This is a genomic window from Tissierella praeacuta DSM 18095 (assembly GCF_900128955.1).
Taxonomy (GTDB): domain Bacteria; phylum Bacillota; class Clostridia; order Tissierellales; family Tissierellaceae; genus Tissierella; species Tissierella praeacuta.
In genome coordinates this window covers 358,980-379,409 of record NZ_FQTY01000001.1, presented here as the reverse complement: position 1 = coordinate 379,409, position 20,430 = coordinate 358,980, and the positions used below count along the sequence as shown (strand labels likewise).

Sequence of the window (20,430 nt, the reverse complement as noted above, 5' to 3'; positions counted from 1 at the left end):
AAGGAATAATTCCTAAACACTACCATAAAGGGGGAAAGTATATGAAAAATTATTTTGAAGATGAAGGGAACTACGAACTTGTAAAAATGTGGAGAAGAGATTTTCATAGACATCCACAGTCAAGTTGGAGTGAATTTTATTCAACAGGGAAAATAGCAATGGAACTTGAAGCATTAGGATATAAGATATATCAAGGAGAAGATGTAATAGATCCTGAAAGAAGGCTGTTTTTACCTGACAGGGAAATATTAGATTATAATTATAATTTGGCAATAGAAAATGGAATTGATGAAAGATATATTATAAAGAGCAAAGGAGGTCTTACTGGAGTAGTTGGAGTTATAGAGGGTGATATACCAGGTCCAACTATTGCTTACAGATTCGATATAGATGCCCTAGAAATAAATGAAGATTTGAGTGAAGATAGAAAGGCTGTAAGAGAAGAATACTATTCTAAATTTGAAGGATATTCCCATGCATGTGGACACGATGCTCATACTGCTATAGGTCTATTGTTGGGAAAATATTTTTCGGAGAATAGAAAAAAGATAAAAGGCAAGATTAAATTAATATTCCAGCCAGATGAAGAAAAACTATCTGGAGCAGAAGCTATGGTAGCAAAAGGAATCCTAGAGGATGTAGATTTTTTAATTGGAGGTCATATTGGGGCAAATCTTTTTGAATTGGGCAGTATTGCCTTTGATGTAGAGAATATATTAGCTGTTACAAGAGGCGAAGTTGAATATTATGGAGTGGCTACACATTCTACTGGTAGACCGGAACAAGGTAAAAATGCAATTTTAGGTGCCTGTGCTGCTATTACTCATCTAAATGCCATTGCTAGACATGGCAAAGGTTCAACGAGAATAAATGTAGGAAAGATATTAGGAGGTACAGGTTATAATACAATTCCTGATTACTGTAAATTTTATCTAGAAACTAGAGCAGAAACTAAAGAGATCAATAGATATTTACAGAATAGAGCTGAGGATATCATATATGGAGCTGCAAAGATGTATGATTTGAAATTTAATTATAAGATAGTTACAAATGTGGAGGGAGGGGAAAATGATGAGTATTTAATAGAAAAAGGTATAGAAGCAGTCAAAGAAGTAAAAGGCATTAAGAATATCAAGTCAAAGTTAAAAATGAATGCATCTGAAGATTTTGTAATTATGGCTAATGATGTAAAGAAAAGAGGGGGCAAATCTATTTATGTAGTGCATGGAACTAATGTGGATGGTGGGCATCATAGTACAACATTTGATTTTGATGAAAAGGTTCTAATTAATGCTACTTGGTTTTATGCATCCATGTATGATTCTTTAATAAATAATTAGGGGTGAAGATATGGAAAAGGAAAGTCGCAATACAAAAGTAAGGTTTATTGATTTTAAGTTAATGATAATAGGCTTTATAATAACTGTAATTAGTGAATTAATAGGAGTAAAAAATATCGCATTAAGTTCAAAGATTGTAATAGCATTATTTCCTATGCTGTTTAGCATGATATTAGGTATGATCAGTTATTTTGTTAAAATAACTGATCAAAAACAATCTGAAGAAGCGGGAAATTTAATTGTCATTGCAATTCTTCCTCTAATAGCAAAATTAGGTACCATGATAGGACCATCTCTGTCAGAAGTTTTAAGTATGGGATTAGCATTAGCTTTACAGGAGCTAGGGCATATAGGATCAATTTTAATTGCCTTGCCAGTAGGATATAAATTGGGAATGAAAAGGGAGTTAGTGGGACTGACACATTCTATTGGGAGAGAGGCAAATGTTTCTCTAGTGGCAGAAAAATTTGGAATTGATTCACCAGAAGGAAGGGGAGTTATGACTATATATGTTGTAGGAACGTTGTTAGGTACTTTGTTTTATGGATTAGTTATGCCTATATTTACTTTGATTCCATTTATACATGTTGAGTCATGGGCAATGGCATGTGGGGTAGGTAGTGGAAGTATGATGGCAGCTGCCAGTGGAGCTTTAGCCAATGTTTTCCCTGAAAGAGCCAATGATATAATAGCCTATGCTGGAGCTAGCCAAGTTTTGACAACAGCTACAGGATTACTAATGTCAATTCTTGTATTACTGCCTATAACAGAAAGGTTATATAAGTTTGTAGACTCTAAAAATGGGGAGGTAAACTAGATGAGTATATTTAGTAGAGAAATGATAAAGACATTTGCCGTACTCCTTTTAGTAGGATTCATAATGGTAGTAGGAATAAACATTGGATACAAGACTAACATCATTATATTATTTAAGGGAGTTTTAATATTGACGGCAATATCTGTTGTAGGATATATATTGGCGAAGGTTATTCCTATAAAATTTCCAGCAGTAGGTTGGGTTGCTATTATTGGGATAGTATTGTCAATACCAGATTTTTTGCCTATTAATAATATGATTTTAAAAAGCGTGGAAGATATACCTTTTATAGCTACAGCAACGCCATCATTGGCATTTGCAGGTATTGCTGTAGGTAAAGACTGGGAAGCATTTAAAAAAATTGGTTGGAAGGGAATAGTGGTCAGTTTATTAGTATTAACAGGTACACTTGTAGGCTCAGCTTTAATGGCAGAATTTATATTGAGAGCATTGGGGAAAATATAATATAATTAAAGTTCAAACAAACTACTAAAACATATAATATGTTTTAGTAGTTTTCTATTGAGCCACTTGAGATATTATTATTGCTAGTATCTCCATATAGTGTATAATTATTATGAGGTGAAACTATGAATAGAATAGGGGTTATTGCTCCTAAATGGAGTACAGATAGGATTAAAGAAGCCATTGATAAAGTAAATATAGAGTATCTAGTATTTGAACATTATACATTTAACCGATTAGAAGAAATAGGGGGCATATTAGAGGCGAGATATAAATTCTGTGACTATTGGTTACTGTCAGGTCCTCTGCCCTATTCAGTAGCAATATATTATCTTGGAGAAAGGGATAATGTTACATTTATTGAAACATCAGAGGCAGGCATAGCTATAGCTATACTATCCCTCATAAATGAATTAAAGTATAAGGATAGTAAAATTAGTATAGACTATATTAAATTTGCAGGAGATCTAGATGTCATTATAAATGAGGTTGGCTATTCTGATGATATATTTATTAAAAATATTTATGACATTCCAGTAGATGAAGATAATATATTAGATTTTCATATAGAGAACTATAATAGCGGAGCTAAATTTATAATAACAACTTTGCCATATGTCTACAATAGGTTAAAAGAGATGAATATTCCAACTGTAGGTGTAAAGGCTACTAAGACAGAGATTAAATCGGCTATTGACTATTTAATAGAGCAATATAAGAAAAATTATTATAAAGACAAACAAATAGCCATGATTATTATAGATATCTTGGAGTCTAGGCCTAAACAAGATAGTAATATATATGATGATATTGCAATGGAACTGAGTATAAGTATGGATATCTTACAATATTGTAAAAGTATTGGTGGATATATGGTGAATAAGGGTAAGGGAAGATATGAGATATTTGCATCTATAGGTATAGTCAAAAAAAGAATAGATGAGTTAAAAAATATTGTAGATAAGATATCTGTAAAGATAAATTCTAAGACAGTAGTTGGCATAGGTATAGGTACTACTGTATATATGTCTCAGAACAATGCTATTAAAGCTTTAAGTTATTCGGATAATAGAAATAAAATAGTATTAATAGATGAAAAAGGACAAATAGTAGAGAATCTGGGATATGAATCTGAACTTTTATATAATTTATACGAGAATGATGATGAGCTTAATAGTTTATTAAGTAAAGCTAATGTCAGTATAGGTACTTATCAAAAACTTAAAGCTCTGATTCAAATCAATGATTGGGATTATTTTACTGCTGATCAAGTAGCAAAAGAATTAGATGTAACTCCAAGAAATACTAGAAGAATACTTAAAGATCTATTTGAAGTTGGTATATTGGAAGTAACAGGTAAAGAATCCTCATTTGGAAAGGGAAGGCCAGCCAACGTATATAGATTTACCCGTTGACAAATTCAATATAATGATATAATATAATGCTATCAAGGAAAAAGCTTGACAGTATTATTGGGTTGGTGATATAATGGTTGAGAAATTAGTTCAAATAGGTATTCTATTTGATTTCTATGGAAAGTTACTTAGTAAGAGACAGTATAATATTATTGAATTGTTTTATCTTCAAGACCTATCTTTAGGTGAAATAGGTGAAGAATTAAACATCACTAGACAGGGCGTTTATGATACCCTAAAGAGGGCAGAAGAAAATCTCTATAGGTATGAAGACACCCTTGGATTGGTAGCAAAATTTAATGAAAACCATAAGATTATCAAGAATATATTGAAGTGTTCAAAAGATATAAAGAAGTTGAGTATAGAGAATGGATATGATGAAGTTATAGAAAAAGCAGAATTAATTGAGAATATAAGTTTAGAGATATTAAAAGATAGTTGGGAGGAGGTAATAGACTGATGGTGTTTGAGAGTTTATCTGAAAAACTTCAAAATGCTTTGGGAAAGTTAAAAGGCAAGGGAAAGCTTTCAGAAAAAGATGTAGATTTAGCCATGAGAGAGGTAAGGCTTGCACTTTTAGAGGCAGATGTAAACTTTAAAGTTGTCAAAGATTTTATAAAGAATGTTAAAGAGAGAGCTGTTGGCAATGAAGTTATGCAAAGTTTAACTCCAGGACAACAGGTAATTAAGATAGTTAATGAAGAATTGACTAAATTAATGGGAGATAGAGAGACTAAGATAAATTTTGCTTCATCCCCACCCACTATAATACTTATGTGTGGATTACAAGGTGCTGGTAAGACTACTACTACTGGTAAACTAGCTTTTAATCTTAAAAAGCAAAATAAAAGACCTCTATTAGTTGCTTGTGATATATATAGACCTGCAGCTATTAAACAGCTAGAAGTAGTAGGGGCAAAAGCTGATGTTCCCGTATTTTCCATGGGAAATAAACATAATCCAGTAGATATTGCTAAGGCGGCAGTGGAACATGGAAAAAAACATGGAAATGATGTAATAATCGTAGATACAGCTGGAAGATTGCATATAGATGAAGATTTGATGCAAGAAATTGAAGACATACATGAGGCAGTTAACCCCAATGAAGTGTTACTGGTATTAGATGCTATGACAGGACAAGATGCAGTTAATGTGGCATCATCATTTGATGAGAGATTGGGAATATCTGGAGTTGTATTGACAAAGTTAGATGGAGATGCTAGAGGTGGTGCAGCCTTATCCATAAGGGCTGTAACAGATAAACCTATAAAATTTGTGGGAATGGGCGAAAAATTAGATCAATTAGAGCCCTTTCATCCAGATAGAATGGCTTCAAGAATTTTAGGTATGGGAGATGTCTTAAGTTTAATTGAGAAAGCTCAATCTAGTATAGATGCAGAAAAGGCATTGGAATTAGAAAAAAAGATTAGAACAGCTCAGTTTACTTTTGATGACTTTTTAGATCAATTAGATCAAATGAAGAATTTAGGTCCAATTGATGAATTACTGGGAATGATACCTGGGATGAATTCTAAGGCTTTAAAAGGTTTAGATGTAAGTGAAAAAGATATTAATAAAATTAAAGCTATAATACAATCTATGACTAAAAAAGAAAAAGATAATCCTGATATAATAGATAGTAGTAGAAGAAAAAGAATTGCTCAAGGCAGTGGGACTACAGTCCAAGATGTAAATAAGATATTAAAACAGTTTAAAGAAACTAAAAAAATGATGAAAAAATTTACAGATATGGAAAAGACAATGAAGAAAAAAGGGAAATTTGGATTCCCCTTTTTCTAAATAGATAGTTATATTTGTAAGGAGGTGAAAATAGTGGCTGTTAAAATTAGATTAAGAAGAATGGGAGCTAAAAAAAGTCCTTTCTATAGAATAGTTGTTGCTGATTCTCGTAATTCAAGAGATGGAAGATTTATCGAGGAAATTGGCTATTATAATCCATTAACTGAACCAAAAACAGTTAAAATAGATAATGAAAAAGCAATTAACTGGATGAAGAATGGAGCAAAACCAACTGATACTGTAGATAGATTATTTAAACAAAATGGTCTATATGAGAAGGAAACAGAATAATTCTTAGGGAGTATCTAGGAGGTGCTAGAAATGGGAGAGTTAGTAGAATTTATTGCAAAATCTCTTGTAGAGAATCCAGATGATGTAGTAGTAAATGAGATAGAGGGAAGTCAGTCTATTATTATTGAACTTAAGGTTCACCCTGATGATATGGGTAAAGTAATAGGAAAGCAAGGTAGAATTGCAAAGGCCATAAGAACTGTAGTTAAAGCAGCAGCTATTAAGGATAATAAAAGAGTTGTTGTTGAAATTATTCAGTAAGGGATTAGAGGACCTAATCCCTTTAAATAATAAAGATAGGTGGAAAAATGGACTATACAATAATTGGAAAGATAATTAGTACCCATGGAATTAAGGGAGAAGTAAAGGTTTATCCAATGACTGATAACCTTGAACGATTTGATTATTTAAAAACCGCATATATCGGTGATAATAAAATCAAAGTAGAATTAGAAAAAGTTAAATATCATAAGAGTTTAGCTATATTAAAGTTTAAAGAGTTTAATGATATAAATCAAATAATTCATTTCAAGGATACCTTTATTTATGTTGATGAAGAGGGGAAGGTTGTTTTACCTGAAAACCATTTTTTTATTTATGATTTACTAGGCTCTCAAGTTTTTGATACTAAATATAAGTTAATTGGTATCATATCAGATGTTTTACAAGGACCTAGCAATGATATCTATGTAGTTAAAGACATGGGGAAAGGTAAGGAGTATCTTATTCCAGCTGTAAAACAATTTGTTATAGATGTTAATATTTCTGAGAAGAGAATAGTTATTGACCCTATTGAAGGGATGATAGAATGAAAATAGATATTCTGTCATTATTTCCAGAGTTTTTTTCACCATTACTTAGCTGGAGCATAATAGGAAGAGCTTGTGAAGAAAATAAAGTGTCAATAAATAGTATAAATATTAGAGAATTTTCCCAGAATAAGCATAAGAAGGTAGATGACTATCCTTTTGGAGGAGGAAGGGGCATGGTTATGAAACCAGAACCAATCTTCCGTGCTATCAAAAGTGTGAGAGATAAAAATTCTAGAGTAATTTATTTATCACCTCAAGGAAAGAAGTTTAATCAAGAGTTGGCAAATGAATTATCTAAGGAAGAACATCTAATTTTATTATGTGGGCATTATGAAGGGATAGATAATAGAATCATCGAACATTATATAGACGAAGAAATATCCATTGGTGATTTTGTACTAACAGGTGGAGAAATACCCGCAATGATAATTATTGATGCTATTGTAAGACTATTACCAGGTGTACTTCGTTCTGATGAGTCTTTTACAGATGAATCCCATTATAATGGATTATTGGAATATCCTCAATATACGAGACCAAGGGAATTTAATGGCTATTCAGTACCTGATATATTATTATCTGGTAACCATGGTAAAATAGAAACTTGGAGAAAAGAAGAGTCTTTAAAAGCTACTTTGCTAAAAAGACCTGATTTACTTAAACAGAAAACTCTATCAGAAGAAGAATTGATTATTCTGTCAAAAATAAAAGATAATTTACAATTATAAACTAGTTGTAATTGAATTATACATATGCTATAATACCTAGCGTATGGAATTAGGGATGGTCCTCTGCCACTAAGGTAAGAACATCTAAGGAGAAGGGAGGTCTATACAAATGGATATAATTAAAATGTTAGAAGATGAACAATTAAGAAATGATTTGCCAAAGTTTAATGTAGGAGATACTGTTCAAGTTCATTACAAAGTTGTTGAAGGAACTCGTGAAAGAATACAAGTATATGAAGGTACAGTAATTAAAATTCAAGGTGGCGGAGCTAGAGAAACATTTACAGTAAGAAGATTATCTTATGGTGTAGGTGTAGAAAGAACTTTCCCTATTCATTCTCCAAGAATTGAGAAATTAGTTGTTACTAGAAAGGGTAAAGTAAGAAGAGCTAAACTTTATTATCTAAGAGATAGACAAGGTAAAGCTGCTAAAGTTAAAGAGAAGAGATTTTACTAATTTATTGGGACTTTATAGTCCCAATTTTGTTTAGGTGGTGAAAGTATGAATATCAACTGGTATCCAGGGCATATGAAGAAGACAAAAGAATCTATACAGAAATCATTAAAGATGGTCGATATTGTTTTTGAGCTAATTGATGCTAGAATACCTATTAGCAGTCAAAATCCTGTTATAGATTTAATAGTAGGAGATAAACCGAGGGTAATTATCCTAAATAAATCAGATTTAGCAAGTAGTAATGGGAACAAAATATGGCAGGAGTATTTTTTGAAAAAAAACATTTCTTCCATTTCTTTAGAAGCATTAACTGGAAAGGGTATAGATAAATTATTAGATATTTCTTATGCTCTTACAGATGAAAAAAGAAAAGCCTACGAAAAGCGTGGCGTAATAAACAGACCTATTAGAGCTATGATTTTAGGAATACCTAATGTAGGTAAATCTACCTTGATTAATTCTCTTTCTGGAAGAAAGGGTGCTAAAACTGGAAATAAACCAGGTGTTACAAAATCTAATCAATGGATTAAAACAAAAGGAAATTTAGAATTATTAGATACACCTGGTATTTTATGGCCAAAGTTTGAAGACCCAGAAGTTGGATTGAATCTCGCTTTTACAGGAGCTATAAAAGATGAAATATTAGATATAGAAACTCTAGCTCTTAAATTAATAGAGAAACTTGCAAATTATTTTCCAAATTTTTTAAATAATCGTTATAATATAGAAATAGAGGGTAAATCATATTTAAATATAATGGAGGAAATTGCTAAGAGAAGAGGATGCATACTTAAAGGTGGAGAAATAGATTATACTAAAGTTAGTAATATTATTTTAGATGAATTTAGAAAAGGAGTAATCGGGAAAATAACCCTTGAATTTCCCAATGAATAGGAGATGTTATTGTGTTAGAAATTGAAAATAGTATTTGGAAATCAGGGTTTAATAATATTGCCTGTATAGATGAAGTTGGCAGAGGATGTCTAGCAGGAGATGTAGTTGCTTGTGCAATAATAATGCCTAAAACTTCATTAGTTGAAGGGGTAAGAGATTCAAAAAAGCTATCAGAGAAAAAACGAGAAATATTGTATGATCAAATATTATCTCATTGCATAGCATATGGCATAGGTAGAGTGAGTTCTAGTATTATAGATAAAATTAATATTAAAGAAGCTACTAGGTTAGCTATGAAAATAGCAGTAGAAAATCTACAAGACGGAGATGGGAACAAAGTTTATCCTGATTTTTTATTAGTTGATGCAGAGAACATAGATTTAGAAATACCACAAGAATCTATTATAAAGGGGGACGATAGATCTTACGGTATAGGATGTGCATCTATTATTGCTAAGGTATTTAGAGATAGATTATGCTTAGAATGGGATAGAGAATTTGAGGGATATAATTTAAAAAAGCATAAAGGATATGGAACAAAAGAACATATAGAAAATATAAAAACATTAGGCCCATCATCTATACATAGAAGGTCATTTTTAAAAAAAATATTAAAATAAATAAAGGGTGAGCTCATTGAGAATTGAAAATCTTTTATTAAATAATTTTATATTAAATAATAAGGAAGATATACTTTCAGAAGGATATACTTTTAAAGGGAAAGTTTTAGAATTAATTGATGATTTAATCTTTATTGAAATTGATGGAAAAAGAACCATACAGGCCAAGTTAGAAACCGATATGAAAATGAATATTGACGATGAGATCTCCTTTCTAGTGAAATCTGTTGATGATAATGAGATTGTTTTAAAGCCAATAATTAAAGAAAAACTTCAATTATCCATTCCTAAGGAAAATAACCCTATTTCCAATTTGCTTAAAAATATGAATATAAAAGAGAATAAGATATCAATGAAACTTGTAGAAAATTTAATGAGATATAATGCACCCATAACTGAGGAAAATATTACAGATGGAATAAAGACTTTAGAAAAATTATTCCAACTATCTAATTTGACAAATGAAGATAAAGTTGTTTTAATAAATAATTCATCTCCTATGAAGAAAGATTTAATATTAGAGAAAATAGAGAATATTCAGGAAAAAACACCTATTAAAATAGATTCAAACCCCAATAGAGAATTAATAACTGAAGAAAATATAGTTGAGGATAATACCTCTCCAGATAAAGTGGACATAAAGTCTTTACTAGTTATTAGCAAAGCTGATGATAAAGAGCATGAAAATATAGCTTCTTTAATTGAAGAATTTGTAGTAAATGGAGACAATGTTGATTTTGAAGAAGATATTAAGATAATTAGTTTTTTTTTAAAGCATAATATTAAACCTTCACTTAATAATATAAAAAATTTACGTGAGCTTAATGAAAATCCTATTGAATTTGTAAAGGATTTAAAATTAATAGATAAAAGGATAAATAAAGATAGTCCAAAGAGCATAAATGGAATTCAATTAGAAAATAATGAAACAAAATATATAATATCTGATAAAGATACTAAAATCCTTGAATTACAAAAGAATATTTCTAACTTTGAAAATACAAAGGATTTAAAGTTGGCAGAAGATGTTAAAAATTTCACCAATAAAATAGATTTTTTAAAAGATATGAATAAAAACTTATCATTTGTTTTTTTTCCAATTAAACATATGGAAAAAGAACTTGATGGAGTATTAACTTTAATAAAAGAAGATAGAAAAAAGAAAAATTATAATGGAAAAACTAATATTTATATAAATGTGGAAACATATAATCTTGGAAACATAAAAGTTTCCTGTCAACTTTCATCTAATGTTTTACAAATAAAAATGAATATAAGAAATGAAGATTTAGAATTATTTAAATCAACAGAAAAACAATTGATTGAAAAAATTTCATTAATAGGTTATAGTCTAGACAGAATTGATTTTATATTAGATAATAGTATTCGGATAATAGATACCATAGTTTCTAATCCAAATCCAATTTATATTTTAGATTTGAAGGTGTAATAATGGAAAAAGAAAAAGGATTATTTAAAAAGAATATAAATAAAGCTGTGGCTTTATCTTATGATACTAAAGAGATAGCTCCCAAGGTTGTAGCAAAGGGAAAAGGAGTTATTGCAGATAAAATAGTGGAAAAAGGATTAGAAGAAGATATTGTTGTATATAAGGATGAAGAGTTGGTAGAAAATCTTATGGGATTAGAGATTAATGAACAAATACCTGAGGAACTATATAGTGCAGTTGCAGAAATAATTTTTTATATCTATAATTTGGATAAAGAAAGAGGAAAAAGTTATGGCGACTAATATACAAAAAGGTAGGAAAGGTGAGATACTTGCCAAAGAATATCTTATTTCAAAAGGGTATAGGATTTTAGACCTAAATTATAGAAATAAGATTGGAGAAATAGATATAATTGCCATAGATAAGAATATATTGGTTTTCAATGAAGTTAAAACAAGGACAAGTATGAATTTTGGATATGCCTATGAGGCAGTTAATAGAAAGAAACAACAGAAAATTATCTCCTGTTCAAAATTATATATAATGCAAAAGAATTTAATAGATTATCAAATAAGATACGACATAATAGAAGTGTATTTGACACCAGATATTAAAATAAACCATATAGAAAATTCTTTTTGTTGATAATGATTGGAAAATTGGGAATCTTCACTATTACCCAGGTAATAGGGTAAAGGATTAATAAAGGGTGAAGGTAAATCATATATAGAAAAGAGGTCTATTATGTACTCAAGAATTAATACTTGTGTATTAGAGGGGTTAAATGGAAATATTATTGAAGTTGAAACTGATTTATCTAGGGGATTGCCGGTATTTAATATAGTTGGACTTGCTGGGACTTCTATAAAAGAATCAAAAGAGAGAGTAAGAGCAGCAATTAAAAACAGTGGATATGAATTTCCTCTTAGTAGAATTACTGTAAATTTAGCACCAGCTAACTTAAAAAAAGAAGGTTCTCAGATGGACTTGGCAATTGCCATAGGTATTTTAAAGTCATCTGGTATTTTATTAGAAAAAAACATTAAGGATACAATTTTTATTGGAGAACTTTCCTTAGAAGGCAAGATAAATCCTATTCAAGGAGCATTGCCAATGGTCATTTCCATGAGAGAACTAAATGTTTCAAGATGTATAGTTCCATATGACAATAAAGATGAGTGTTCTGTTATAGAAGATATGGAAATAATACCTGTAAGAAGCTTAAAAGATGTAGTTGATTTTTTAAATGGTCAATTAGATATAGATCCATATATAGGGGATATAAATACAGCTGATAATGAGTATGAATATGATTTAGATTTTGCAGATATAAAAGGGCAAGCTAGCCTTAAAAGAGCCTTAGAGGTAGCAGCAGCAGGTTCTCATAACATCCTTATTATAGGGCCTCCTGGGGCTGGAAAAACCATGGCTGCAATGAGATTACCTACTATACTACCAAAACTATCCTTTGAGGAGGCTATAGAAGTTACTAAAATTTATAGTATTTCAGGATTGCTAAAAACTAATTCTCTGATAAAGGAACGCCCATTTAGGTCACCGCATCATACAGCATCAGCTACATCTTTAATTGGTGGAGGCAGTGTTCCAAAACCAGGAGAAATTTCTTTAGCTAATAATGGTGTTCTATTTCTAGATGAGCTTCCTGAATTCTCTAAAAATGTGTTGGAAGTATTGAGACAACCATTGGAAGATGGAATCGTTACTATTGCTAGGGCGAATGCAAGTTTATCTTATCCAGCAAAGTTTATGTTAATAGCTAGTATGAACCCTTGTCCATGTGGATTTTATGGTGATCCATTACATGAGTGTACTTGTACACAGGGGAATATTGATAGATATTTAGGCAAAATAAGTAATCCCTTATTGGATAGAATAGATATTCATATTGAAGTGTTACCTGTAGAATATAATGATTTGAAAGGGAATAATGATGAGGAAAAATCTTCCGTTATTAGGGAAAGGGTAAAAAATGCAAGGAATATTCAACTTAATCGTTATAAAAGTCAAAAAATATTTACTAATTCACAAATATCAAATAGAGATATAAAAAAATATTGTAAACTTACAGCTGGTTCTGAAAAAATTATGAACCAGGCTTTTGAGAAATATAAATTTAGTGGTAGAACTTATAATAAACTACTAAAAGTATCAAGAACCATTGCAGATTTAGATGGAGAAGAAATTATTCAGGATAAACATATTTTAGAATCCATTAGATACAGGACTTTAGATAGTAAGTATTGGGGGAGATAAAATTGGATATTACTGAAAGAGATATTCTAATTTGGTTAAGTAGTCTGGGAATAGGAAATAGTAATATAGAAAAAATCAATGAGTATTTTCATGATTTAAAAAAATTATGGCAATGCCATAGTAGCCAAATTAAATCCATAAAAACTTTAAATGGTTCAGTAAAAGAAAAACTTATATTAAATCGAAATGAAGAATATATAAATAAATTATTTACTAAGATAAAAAAAGAGAATTCTTGTGTTATAACCGTATATGATGAAAATTATCCTAATGGATTGAAATATATTGAAAATAGTCCAAAAGTACTTTATATGAAGGGAAGTTTACAAGAGGAAGATAGTATTGCAATAGCTATAGTTGGCTCCAGAAAGGCAACCACATATGGAAAATGGGCTTGTGAAAAATTCGCCAAGGACCTAGTAGATTTAGGAGTAACAATTATTAGTGGATTAGCCTCTGGTATAGATACAATTGCACATAAAACTGCTTTAGAAAATGGTGGGAGAACTATAGGAGTTTTGGGTAATGGAATTGATACTATTTATCCAAAGAAAAATCTACAACTATATAAGGAAGTAGAAGAAAATGGTGCTATAATTTCAGAATTTCCTTTGGGTACCCCTCCCTTAGCTTTTAACTTTCCACAGAGAAATAGGATAATATCAGGATTATCTAAAGGAGTTATAGTAATTGAAGCCCAAGAAAAGTCGGGTTCATTAATTACTGCTCATTATGCTTTAGAGCAAGGTAAAGATATTTTTGCTTTACCTGGTAATATCAATAGTATATTTAGTGCTGGAACAAATAAACTAATAAAAGATGGAGCAAAGCCGCTTTTAGAAATTGATGATATAATTGAAGAAGTTTATGAACTAAAGGAAGGAATAATGTTAAATAAAAGAAAAAGTATGGACTATTCAAATTATAGTGAAACAGAAATTAAAATAATTAAACTTTTAGAACAAGAACCTTTGCATTCAGATGTTATTGCATATAAGACTAATATAGATATAATTACTTTAAATAGTGTATTAACCATATTGGAGTTAAAAGGTTCTATTAAAGAATTATCTGGTAGAATATTTACCATTTGTTAGATTTATTTAGTGGAGGTGTAAATATTGCAAAAAAATTTGGTAATAGTTGAGTCCCCAGCTAAAGCAAAAACTATTGAAAGATTTTTAGGAAGAAATTATAAAGTTGTAGCTTCTATAGGACATATAAGAGATTTGCCAAAGAGTAGTTTAGGAATTGATATTGAGAAACAATTTGAACCTAAATATATTACAATAAGGGGTAAAGGACCAGTTATTAAGGATTTGAAAGATGAAGCAAAAAAGTCAAATAAAATATTTCTTGCTACTGACCCCGATAGAGAAGGGGAGGCAATTTCTTGGCATCTAGCTCACATTTTAGGAATAGAAGAAAATCAAAAAGTAAGAGTTGAGTTTAATGAAATAACTAAAGAATCCATAACCAGTGCTATTAAAAAGCCTAGGGCTATAGACTTAAATTTAGTTGATGCACAGCAAGCTAGGAGAATATTAGATAGACTTGTTGGCTATAAAATCAGTCCATTATTATGGAGAAAAATAAGAAAAGGTTTAAGTGCTGGTAGGGTACAATCTGTTGTTGTTAAATTAATTTGTGATAGAGAAAATGAAATTCAAAAATTCATACCAGCAGAATATTGGAGTATAAAGGTAAATTTAGAGAAAGATAAAGAAAAATTTGAAGCTAGTTTCTATGGGGAAAATATAAATGGAAAAGAAAAAAAGGTTGAATTAAAAAATAAATTAGATGTGGACAATATATTGGGTAAAATTAATAAGGATAATTTTGTTGTAAAGAATGTTAAAAAAGGAACAAAAAAGAGAAACCCTTATCCCCCATATACTACAAGTACACTACAACAAGATGCTTCAAAAAAATTGGGTTTTACAACTAAAAAAACAATGATTATAGCTCAACAATTGTATGAAGGTATTGATATTAAGGGAGAAGGCTCAGTAGGTTTAATTACCTATATGAGAACTGACTCTACAAGAATTTCCAAAGAAGCTATTGAAATGGCTAATTTATTTATTAAAGATAATTATGGAGAAAAATATACAGACGGAGGAAGAGATTATAATAATAAATCTAAAAAGGATTCCCAAGATGCTCATGAAGGTATTAGACCTACTAGTATTACCAAAATCCCAAATTTGATTAAGGATTCTTTAACCCAAGATCAATTTAAGTTATATAAGATGATTTGGGAAAGATTTGTAGGTTCTCAAATGACTCCTGCTATTTATAACACTATCTCTGTAACAATAGAAAGTAATAATATTTTATTTAAATCTAGTGGCTCAAAATTAATTTTTGATGGTTTCTTAAAAGTTTATACTACTATTGATGAAGAAGAAAAAGATATAGGGATTCCCTTATTAAATATAGATGATAAATTAATTCTAAATGATATTATTCCAAATCAGCATTTTACTCAACCTCCTCCTAGGTATACAGAGGCATCTTTAATAAAAACCTTAGAGGAATTGGGAATTGGAAGACCAAGTACATTTTCACCTACGATTTCAACTATACTAGCAAGGGAATATGTTGTCCTTGATAAAAAGTCATTTATGCCTACTGAATTAGGAGTTTTAGTTAATGACTTATTGATAGAATATTTTAAGGATATTGTAAATGAAGAATTTACTGCTGAATTGGAAGAAAGTTTAGATGAGATTGCAGAGGGAGAGTTACATTGGGTTAAGGTTGTTGAGAATTTCTATAAGGATTTTGAGCTATTTCTAAAAAAAGCTGAAGAAGAGATTAAAGAAATTGAAATAAAAGATGAAGTTTCAGATGAAATTTGTGAAAAATGTGGAAGAAACATGGTAATTAAACATGGAAGATTTGGAAAATTTTTAGCTTGTCCAGGATACCCAGAGTGTAAAAATACTAAGGCTATTGTAGATGAATTAAATGTTAAATGTCCTCAATGTAATGGGAATATTGTAAAAAGGAAATCGAAAAAAGGTAGAGTTTTTTATGGATGTAGCAATTATCCTGAATGCAATTTTGTTTCATGGGATGAACCAGTAGAGGAGAAATGTCCTCAATGTGGAGGCATAATGGTAGAAAAGAGAAATAAGAAAGAAATCATAGTTAAATGTATGGATAAAGAATGTGGGTATACGAATGTCAAAAAAGTATAAATAATTAAAATTTTCTGTACAATATTATTTTTTTGTAGTAAAATTGTATATGTAGTTAAATGTAAAAATAATCGATTTAAAATCTTATAGATAATAAATTGAATTTATTCAAATAAGGAGGAAATAGTTATGGAAAGTTTATTGCAAAGAACTAGAAAATTAAATAAAACATTACAAGGATATGGGTCAAAGCCCGTTTCTTTTTCGGATTTAAGTGAAATATTAAGTGATATGCTGGAAGCAAATGTTTATATAGCCAGCACCAGTGGGAAAGTATTAGGATATGAATTATCTACTGGATTTGATTGTGATATAATTCAAGCCGAAATAGTTAAGGAAAAGAGATTTCCAAAAAAATATAACGAGGAATTATTAAGATATAGTGAAACAAATGAAAATTTAAGAGAAATTACAGACTGTGTTTTTGATCAAGTTTCAGAATGCCCTTACCCAGACAAGATTGCAACTATTATACCGATAAATAGTGGTGGAAGAAGATTAGGAACCTTGGTGTTGGCTCGTTTTGGGAAGGAATTTACAGAGGAAGACCTTGTACTAGCAGAATATAGTGCAACTATAGTTGGCATGGAGATACTTAGAGCTAAGTCTGAGGAAATAGAAGAAGAGGCAAGAAAAAAATCTATTGTTCAAATGGCTATAGGCACTCTTTCTTATTCTGAATTAGAAGCAATGGAGCATATTTTCAGTGAATTAGATGGCAATGAAGGTTTGCTTGTTGCAAGTAAAATTGCAGATAGGGTCGGTATAACAAGATCCGTTATAGTAAATGCACTTAGAAAATTTGAGAGTGCAGGTGTTATAGAATCTAGATCTTTGGGAATGAAAGGAACCCATATTAGAATTTTAAATGATAAGTTAACAGAAGAACTTCTAAAACCAAAAGAATAGTCTTAAAATTAAAAGAATTAAAAGAATAGTATTATACTATTCTTTTTTTTATAGGACTTTAGGGCGAATTAAGTAATAGATGGGAATTTATACTTGCATTAGGATGTTAAAATATGTAATATAAAGTAGAAGAGTTTTATCAGGTTATTAGATATTTTAATGGTTTATGTAGTAAAATGTATTAATAAATATATTTTCAAATACTATATTAATATAAAGAGAAACGAGGAGTGATTTAATGATAAATCGTATTTATGATAATATTGATTTTTATAAAAAGGCTTTAGATGGAACTTGGGAAAGACATAAGGCAATAAACAATAATATTGCAAATGATAACACTCCTAATTATAAGAGAAAGTTTGTCACATTTGAAGATCAATTAAAACAATCAATTGAGAACAATAGGATTAGTTTAACCAAGACTCATGTAAATCATATTAATCATAGGACAAGTAGTTTTAGTCCTATTGTTATGGAAGACAAATCTACATCCTATAGATTAGATGGTAATAATGTAAATATTGATACTGAAACAGCAGATTTAGCTAAAAATACTATTATGTATGATGCTTTAACTAAGCAAGTAATTGGAGAATTTGAAAAAATAAAAAATGTTATCACTGAAGGGAGTAAGTAATAATGAGTATTTTTAATTCAATAAATACATCGGCTACTGCATTAACAGCAGAGAAAACTAGAATTGATATAATTACTAAGAATATGGCTAATGTAAATACTACTAGGAGTACAGGAGGAATGCCATATAGAAGACAAATGGTTGTTTTTGAAGAGAATAAATCTGATTCTTTTTCAAAATACTTAAATAAACATATGAATAAAACAGAAGAAAAAGGTGTTAAGATTAGTAAAATAGTTGAAGATGATTCACCATTTAGACTTGTATATGAGCCAGGTCATCCAGATGCTGATGAAAATGGTTATGTAAAAATGCCAAATGTTGATACAATAAAAGAGATGGTTGATTTAATTAGTGCTCACCGATCATATGATGCTAATATAACTGCTATGAATGCATCTAAGTCAATGCTTATGAAGGCGTTAGAAATTGGTAGGAGGTAAAAATCATGAATATAAATAAAATTAATGGTTATGAAAAGGTATTAAATTTTGATAAGAATTCTACTAAAATTGTAGAAAGTAATGATAAAAATAATTTTGGAGACTTATTAACAAAAGCTCTGAATCAAGTAAATCAATTGCAATTGGAAAGTGATGAGTATAAACAGATGTTGGTGCTTGGACAAGTTGATAATCTCCACGATGTGTCAATAGCTACTGAAAAGGCAAATGTTGCTTTGCAAATTACTATGAGCATAAGAAATAAAGTCGTAGAGGCTTATAGAGAAATCATGAGAATTCAAATTTAGTAATTCATAGGGAAGAGGTGCGACTGTGCAGGAATCAATACATAAGGTAAGATTACAACTAACTGAATATTGGAAGGGAATAGATAAGAAGAAAAAAATCGGACTGGTGCTTATTAGTTTATTTGTTATTTTTGCTGTAATTGCACTTATTCTTACATTAACACGTACAAAATATGATGTTTTATATGGGAATCTAAGTTTAAAAGATATGGGACAAATAACATCTAAATTAGATGAGATGGCTGTGCCTTGGAAAACTGGAGAAGATCAAAAAAGTATTTTAGTTCCACAGGAAAATAAAAATCGTATTAAAATTGAATTAGCTACATATGGTCTTCCTAAAGATGGATATACATATATGGATGCTTTTAATGATAGTAGTTGGACTATGACAGACTATGATAAAAAGCAAAGGATGAAAATGGCTTTACAAAGTGAACTGGCATCTACCATATCTGAAATTGATGGTATACGTGGTGCTCAAGTATATATAGATGAAAAGGAAACTACTAATTTTGTACTAAATAATGATGATGATAATAAGACAACAGCTTCTGTTTTTATAGAAAAATCTGACGGTAGACCATTATCAGATGAAAAGATAAAAGCAATAAAACATTTGGTAGCAGGTTCTATTAATATGTCTCCAGAAAATGTTAAATTAGTTGACGAAGAAGGTAAACTTTTAGAAGAAGGAAATCAAGAGGATGTTTTTTCTATTGATCAATTTGCAGTGAAACATGATCTGGAAAGTAAGATAAATGAGAGTATAAAAAAGTTTTTAGAAAATATAGTGGGACCAGAAAATGTTGATGTAATGTCAAGTGTTAAGATTAATATGGATATAGAAAATACAACTATTGTAGAGTTTGCTCCTCCTATTGAAGGAAATGAAGAAGGATTAATTCGTTCTTTAGAGGAAGTAGAGGAACATATGGTAGGTGGGGGAGTAGGTGGAGTTCCAGGAACTGATACCAATGTAGAAGATTATGCTACAATAGATAATGGGTCAAGTAGATATGATAAAGTAAGTCGAATAATAAATAATGAGTTAAATGAAATAAATAAAGAAATTAAAAAAATGCCAGGTCAAGTGGAAAGCGTTACTGTAGCAGTACTTATAAATAAAGATGCTTTAGTAGATGGTGAAATGACTCCTGAAAGGGAAAAAGAATTTTCAGATTTGATATTTGCAGCAACTGGTTTAGATACAAAGCAAGTTCAAGTAAAAGCTGTAGGATTTAATAAACAAGTTGTAGATAGTAATGCAGCTCAAAGTACACCGAATAAATGGTTATATGTAGGTATGGGTTTATTAATATTAATAATAATAGGTATAATTACAATTATTTATATCAGAACAAAGAATAAGAAATCTGCGGCTGATGAATTAGAAAGAATCTTAGAAGAAAAATCTGCAATAGAATTGGAAGTTGCAGACCTTGACTTTGAAGCAGAAGAATCAAAAATGAAGGCTCAGATTGATAAATTTATTGAAAAGAAGCCAGAATCAGTTGCTCAACTACTTAGAAATTGGTTAAATGAATAGGAGCGAGTTAAT

At 30.0% G+C, this 20,430-nt stretch carries 24 protein-coding genes; all 24 read left to right on the top strand.

From position 1 onward, the window contains the following. Positions 1-41 precede the first annotated feature (41 nt). Positions 42-1,340, top strand: coding sequence for an amidohydrolase (locus BUB33_RS02070; protein WP_072972529.1), 1,299 nt, complete (start codon positions 42-44; stop codon positions 1,338-1,340). A 10-nt stretch (positions 1,341-1,350) separates the two neighbouring features. Beyond that, positions 1,351-2,157, top strand: coding sequence for a DUF3100 domain-containing protein (locus BUB33_RS02065; RefSeq protein ID WP_072972526.1), 807 nt, complete (start codon positions 1,351-1,353; stop codon positions 2,155-2,157). After that, positions 2,158-2,622 (top strand): hypothetical protein, encoded by a 465-nt coding sequence (locus BUB33_RS02060; RefSeq protein ID WP_072972522.1) that lies wholly within the window; start codon positions 2,158-2,160, stop codon positions 2,620-2,622. It begins immediately after the preceding gene. 125 nt (positions 2,623-2,747) lie between these two features. Continuing rightward, entirely contained in the window at positions 2,748-4,037 is a 1,290-nt protein-coding gene (locus tag BUB33_RS02055) for a helix-turn-helix domain-containing protein (protein ID WP_072972519.1), read from the top strand. A gap of 73 nt (positions 4,038-4,110) precedes the next feature. Next, positions 4,111-4,497: a YlxM family DNA-binding protein gene (ylxM, locus tag BUB33_RS02050; RefSeq protein ID WP_084725051.1), complete on the top strand. Its 387-nt coding sequence runs from the start codon at positions 4,111-4,113 to the stop codon at positions 4,495-4,497. Beyond that, complete coding sequence (gene ffh / locus BUB33_RS02045) at positions 4,497-5,837, top strand: signal recognition particle protein (protein ID WP_072972512.1); 1,341 nt, start codon at positions 4,497-4,499, stop codon at positions 5,835-5,837. Before ylxM ends, ffh begins: the two co-directional genes overlap by 1 nt. 33 nt (positions 5,838-5,870) lie before the next feature. Next, on the top strand, positions 5,871-6,128 hold the full coding sequence (gene rpsP, locus BUB33_RS02040; RefSeq protein ID WP_072972508.1) for a 30S ribosomal protein S16: 258 nt from the start codon (positions 5,871-5,873) through the stop codon (positions 6,126-6,128). A 30-nt stretch (positions 6,129-6,158) separates the two neighbouring features. Then, positions 6,159-6,389: a KH domain-containing protein gene (locus tag BUB33_RS02035; RefSeq protein WP_072972503.1), complete on the top strand. Its 231-nt coding sequence runs from the start codon at positions 6,159-6,161 to the stop codon at positions 6,387-6,389. A 47-nt stretch (positions 6,390-6,436) separates the two neighbouring features. Next, positions 6,437-6,940: a ribosome maturation factor RimM gene (gene rimM / locus BUB33_RS02030; protein ID WP_072972500.1), complete on the top strand. Its 504-nt coding sequence runs from the start codon at positions 6,437-6,439 to the stop codon at positions 6,938-6,940. Continuing rightward, positions 6,937-7,668: a tRNA (guanosine(37)-N1)-methyltransferase TrmD gene (trmD, locus tag BUB33_RS02025; protein WP_072972498.1), complete on the top strand. Its 732-nt coding sequence runs from the start codon at positions 6,937-6,939 to the stop codon at positions 7,666-7,668. The genes rimM and trmD overlap by 4 nt, the downstream gene beginning before the upstream one ends. Positions 7,669-7,777: 109 nt before the next feature. Next, the gene (gene rplS, locus BUB33_RS02020) at positions 7,778-8,125 is read left to right on the top strand and encodes a 50S ribosomal protein L19 (protein ID WP_072972495.1); all 348 of its coding nucleotides are present in this window, start codon (positions 7,778-7,780) and stop codon (positions 8,123-8,125) included. A 45-nt stretch (positions 8,126-8,170) separates the two neighbouring features. After that, on the top strand, positions 8,171-9,019 hold the full coding sequence (gene ylqF, locus BUB33_RS02015; RefSeq protein WP_072972492.1) for a ribosome biogenesis GTPase YlqF: 849 nt from the start codon (positions 8,171-8,173) through the stop codon (positions 9,017-9,019). Positions 9,020-9,030: 11 nt separating this feature from the next. Then, a complete protein-coding gene (locus BUB33_RS02010) occupies positions 9,031-9,639 on the top strand; it encodes a ribonuclease HII (protein ID WP_072972489.1) in 609 nt (202 codons plus the stop codon). A gap of 16 nt (positions 9,640-9,655) precedes the next feature. Next, complete coding sequence (locus BUB33_RS02005; protein WP_072972486.1) at positions 9,656-11,089, top strand: hypothetical protein; 1,434 nt, start codon at positions 9,656-9,658, stop codon at positions 11,087-11,089. 2 nt (positions 11,090-11,091) lie between these two features. Continuing rightward, positions 11,092-11,391 (top strand): EscU/YscU/HrcU family type III secretion system export apparatus switch protein, encoded by a 300-nt coding sequence (locus BUB33_RS02000; RefSeq protein ID WP_072972483.1) that lies wholly within the window; start codon positions 11,092-11,094, stop codon positions 11,389-11,391. Then, positions 11,381-11,734, top strand: a complete 354-nt coding sequence (locus BUB33_RS01995) for a YraN family protein (protein ID WP_072972479.1) — start codon at positions 11,381-11,383, stop codon at positions 11,732-11,734. The genes BUB33_RS02000 and BUB33_RS01995 overlap by 11 nt, the downstream gene beginning before the upstream one ends. 99 nt (positions 11,735-11,833) lie before the next feature. Beyond that, positions 11,834-13,363, top strand: a complete 1,530-nt coding sequence (locus BUB33_RS01990) for a YifB family Mg chelatase-like AAA ATPase (RefSeq protein WP_072972475.1) — start codon at positions 11,834-11,836, stop codon at positions 13,361-13,363. A gap of 2 nt (positions 13,364-13,365) precedes the next feature. Continuing rightward, entirely contained in the window at positions 13,366-14,460 is a 1,095-nt protein-coding gene (gene dprA, locus BUB33_RS01985; RefSeq protein ID WP_072972471.1) for a DNA-processing protein DprA, read from the top strand. 24 nt (positions 14,461-14,484) lie between these two features. After that, positions 14,485-16,569: a type I DNA topoisomerase gene (gene topA / locus BUB33_RS01980; RefSeq protein ID WP_072972468.1), complete on the top strand. Its 2,085-nt coding sequence runs from the start codon at positions 14,485-14,487 to the stop codon at positions 16,567-16,569. A gap of 129 nt (positions 16,570-16,698) precedes the next feature. After that, complete coding sequence (codY, locus tag BUB33_RS01975; RefSeq protein WP_072972464.1) at positions 16,699-17,478, top strand: GTP-sensing pleiotropic transcriptional regulator CodY; 780 nt, start codon at positions 16,699-16,701, stop codon at positions 17,476-17,478. A 238-nt stretch (positions 17,479-17,716) separates the two neighbouring features. Next, a complete protein-coding gene (gene flgB / locus BUB33_RS01970; RefSeq protein WP_072972461.1) occupies positions 17,717-18,118 on the top strand; it encodes a flagellar basal body rod protein FlgB in 402 nt (133 codons plus the stop codon). Positions 18,119-18,120: 2 nt separating this feature from the next. Further along, the gene (flgC, locus tag BUB33_RS01965; RefSeq protein WP_072972458.1) at positions 18,121-18,561 is read left to right on the top strand and encodes a flagellar basal body rod protein FlgC; all 441 of its coding nucleotides are present in this window, start codon (positions 18,121-18,123) and stop codon (positions 18,559-18,561) included. Between the two features lie 5 nt (positions 18,562-18,566). Next, positions 18,567-18,869, top strand: coding sequence for a flagellar hook-basal body complex protein FliE (fliE, locus tag BUB33_RS01960; protein ID WP_072972455.1), 303 nt, complete (start codon positions 18,567-18,569; stop codon positions 18,867-18,869). 25 nt (positions 18,870-18,894) lie between these two features. Next, complete coding sequence (gene fliF, locus BUB33_RS01955) at positions 18,895-20,418, top strand: flagellar basal-body MS-ring/collar protein FliF (RefSeq protein WP_072972451.1); 1,524 nt, start codon at positions 18,895-18,897, stop codon at positions 20,416-20,418. The last annotated feature ends 12 nt before the right edge of the window (positions 20,419-20,430 follow it).

What these genes read in the sequence shown, in the direction of transcription:
- rplS (WP_072972495.1), top strand. Translation starts at nt 7,778, where the DNA reads ATGGATATAATTAAAATGTTAGAAGATGAACAATTAAGAAATGATTTG.
- flgC (WP_072972458.1), top strand. Translation starts at nt 18,121, where the DNA reads ATGAGTATTTTTAATTCAATAAATACATCGGCTACTGCATTAACAGCA.
- BUB33_RS02000 (WP_072972483.1), top strand. Translation starts at nt 11,092, where the DNA reads ATGGAAAAAGAAAAAGGATTATTTAAAAAGAATATAAATAAAGCTGTG.
- rimM (WP_072972500.1), top strand. Translation starts at nt 6,437, where the DNA reads ATGGACTATACAATAATTGGAAAGATAATTAGTACCCATGGAATTAAG.
- ylqF (WP_072972492.1), top strand. Translation starts at nt 8,171, where the DNA reads ATGAATATCAACTGGTATCCAGGGCATATGAAGAAGACAAAAGAATCT.
- BUB33_RS02055 (WP_072972519.1), top strand. Translation starts at nt 2,748, where the DNA reads ATGAATAGAATAGGGGTTATTGCTCCTAAATGGAGTACAGATAGGATT.
- codY (WP_072972464.1), top strand. Translation starts at nt 16,699, where the DNA reads ATGGAAAGTTTATTGCAAAGAACTAGAAAATTAAATAAAACATTACAA.
- fliE (WP_072972455.1), top strand. Translation starts at nt 18,567, where the DNA reads ATGAATATAAATAAAATTAATGGTTATGAAAAGGTATTAAATTTTGAT.
- ffh (WP_072972512.1), top strand. Translation starts at nt 4,497, where the DNA reads ATGGTGTTTGAGAGTTTATCTGAAAAACTTCAAAATGCTTTGGGAAAG.
- BUB33_RS02070 (WP_072972529.1), top strand. Translation starts at nt 42, where the DNA reads ATGAAAAATTATTTTGAAGATGAAGGGAACTACGAACTTGTAAAAATG.
- ylxM (WP_084725051.1), top strand. Translation starts at nt 4,111, where the DNA reads ATGGTTGAGAAATTAGTTCAAATAGGTATTCTATTTGATTTCTATGGA.
- BUB33_RS01990 (WP_072972475.1), top strand. Translation starts at nt 11,834, where the DNA reads ATGTACTCAAGAATTAATACTTGTGTATTAGAGGGGTTAAATGGAAAT.
- trmD (WP_072972498.1), top strand. Translation starts at nt 6,937, where the DNA reads ATGAAAATAGATATTCTGTCATTATTTCCAGAGTTTTTTTCACCATTA.
- BUB33_RS02065 (WP_072972526.1), top strand. Translation starts at nt 1,351, where the DNA reads ATGGAAAAGGAAAGTCGCAATACAAAAGTAAGGTTTATTGATTTTAAG.
- flgB (WP_072972461.1), top strand. Translation starts at nt 17,717, where the DNA reads ATGATAAATCGTATTTATGATAATATTGATTTTTATAAAAAGGCTTTA.
- BUB33_RS02060 (WP_072972522.1), top strand. Translation starts at nt 2,158, where the DNA reads ATGAGTATATTTAGTAGAGAAATGATAAAGACATTTGCCGTACTCCTT.
- BUB33_RS02035 (WP_072972503.1), top strand. Translation starts at nt 6,159, where the DNA reads ATGGGAGAGTTAGTAGAATTTATTGCAAAATCTCTTGTAGAGAATCCA.
- BUB33_RS01995 (WP_072972479.1), top strand. Translation starts at nt 11,381, where the DNA reads ATGGCGACTAATATACAAAAAGGTAGGAAAGGTGAGATACTTGCCAAA.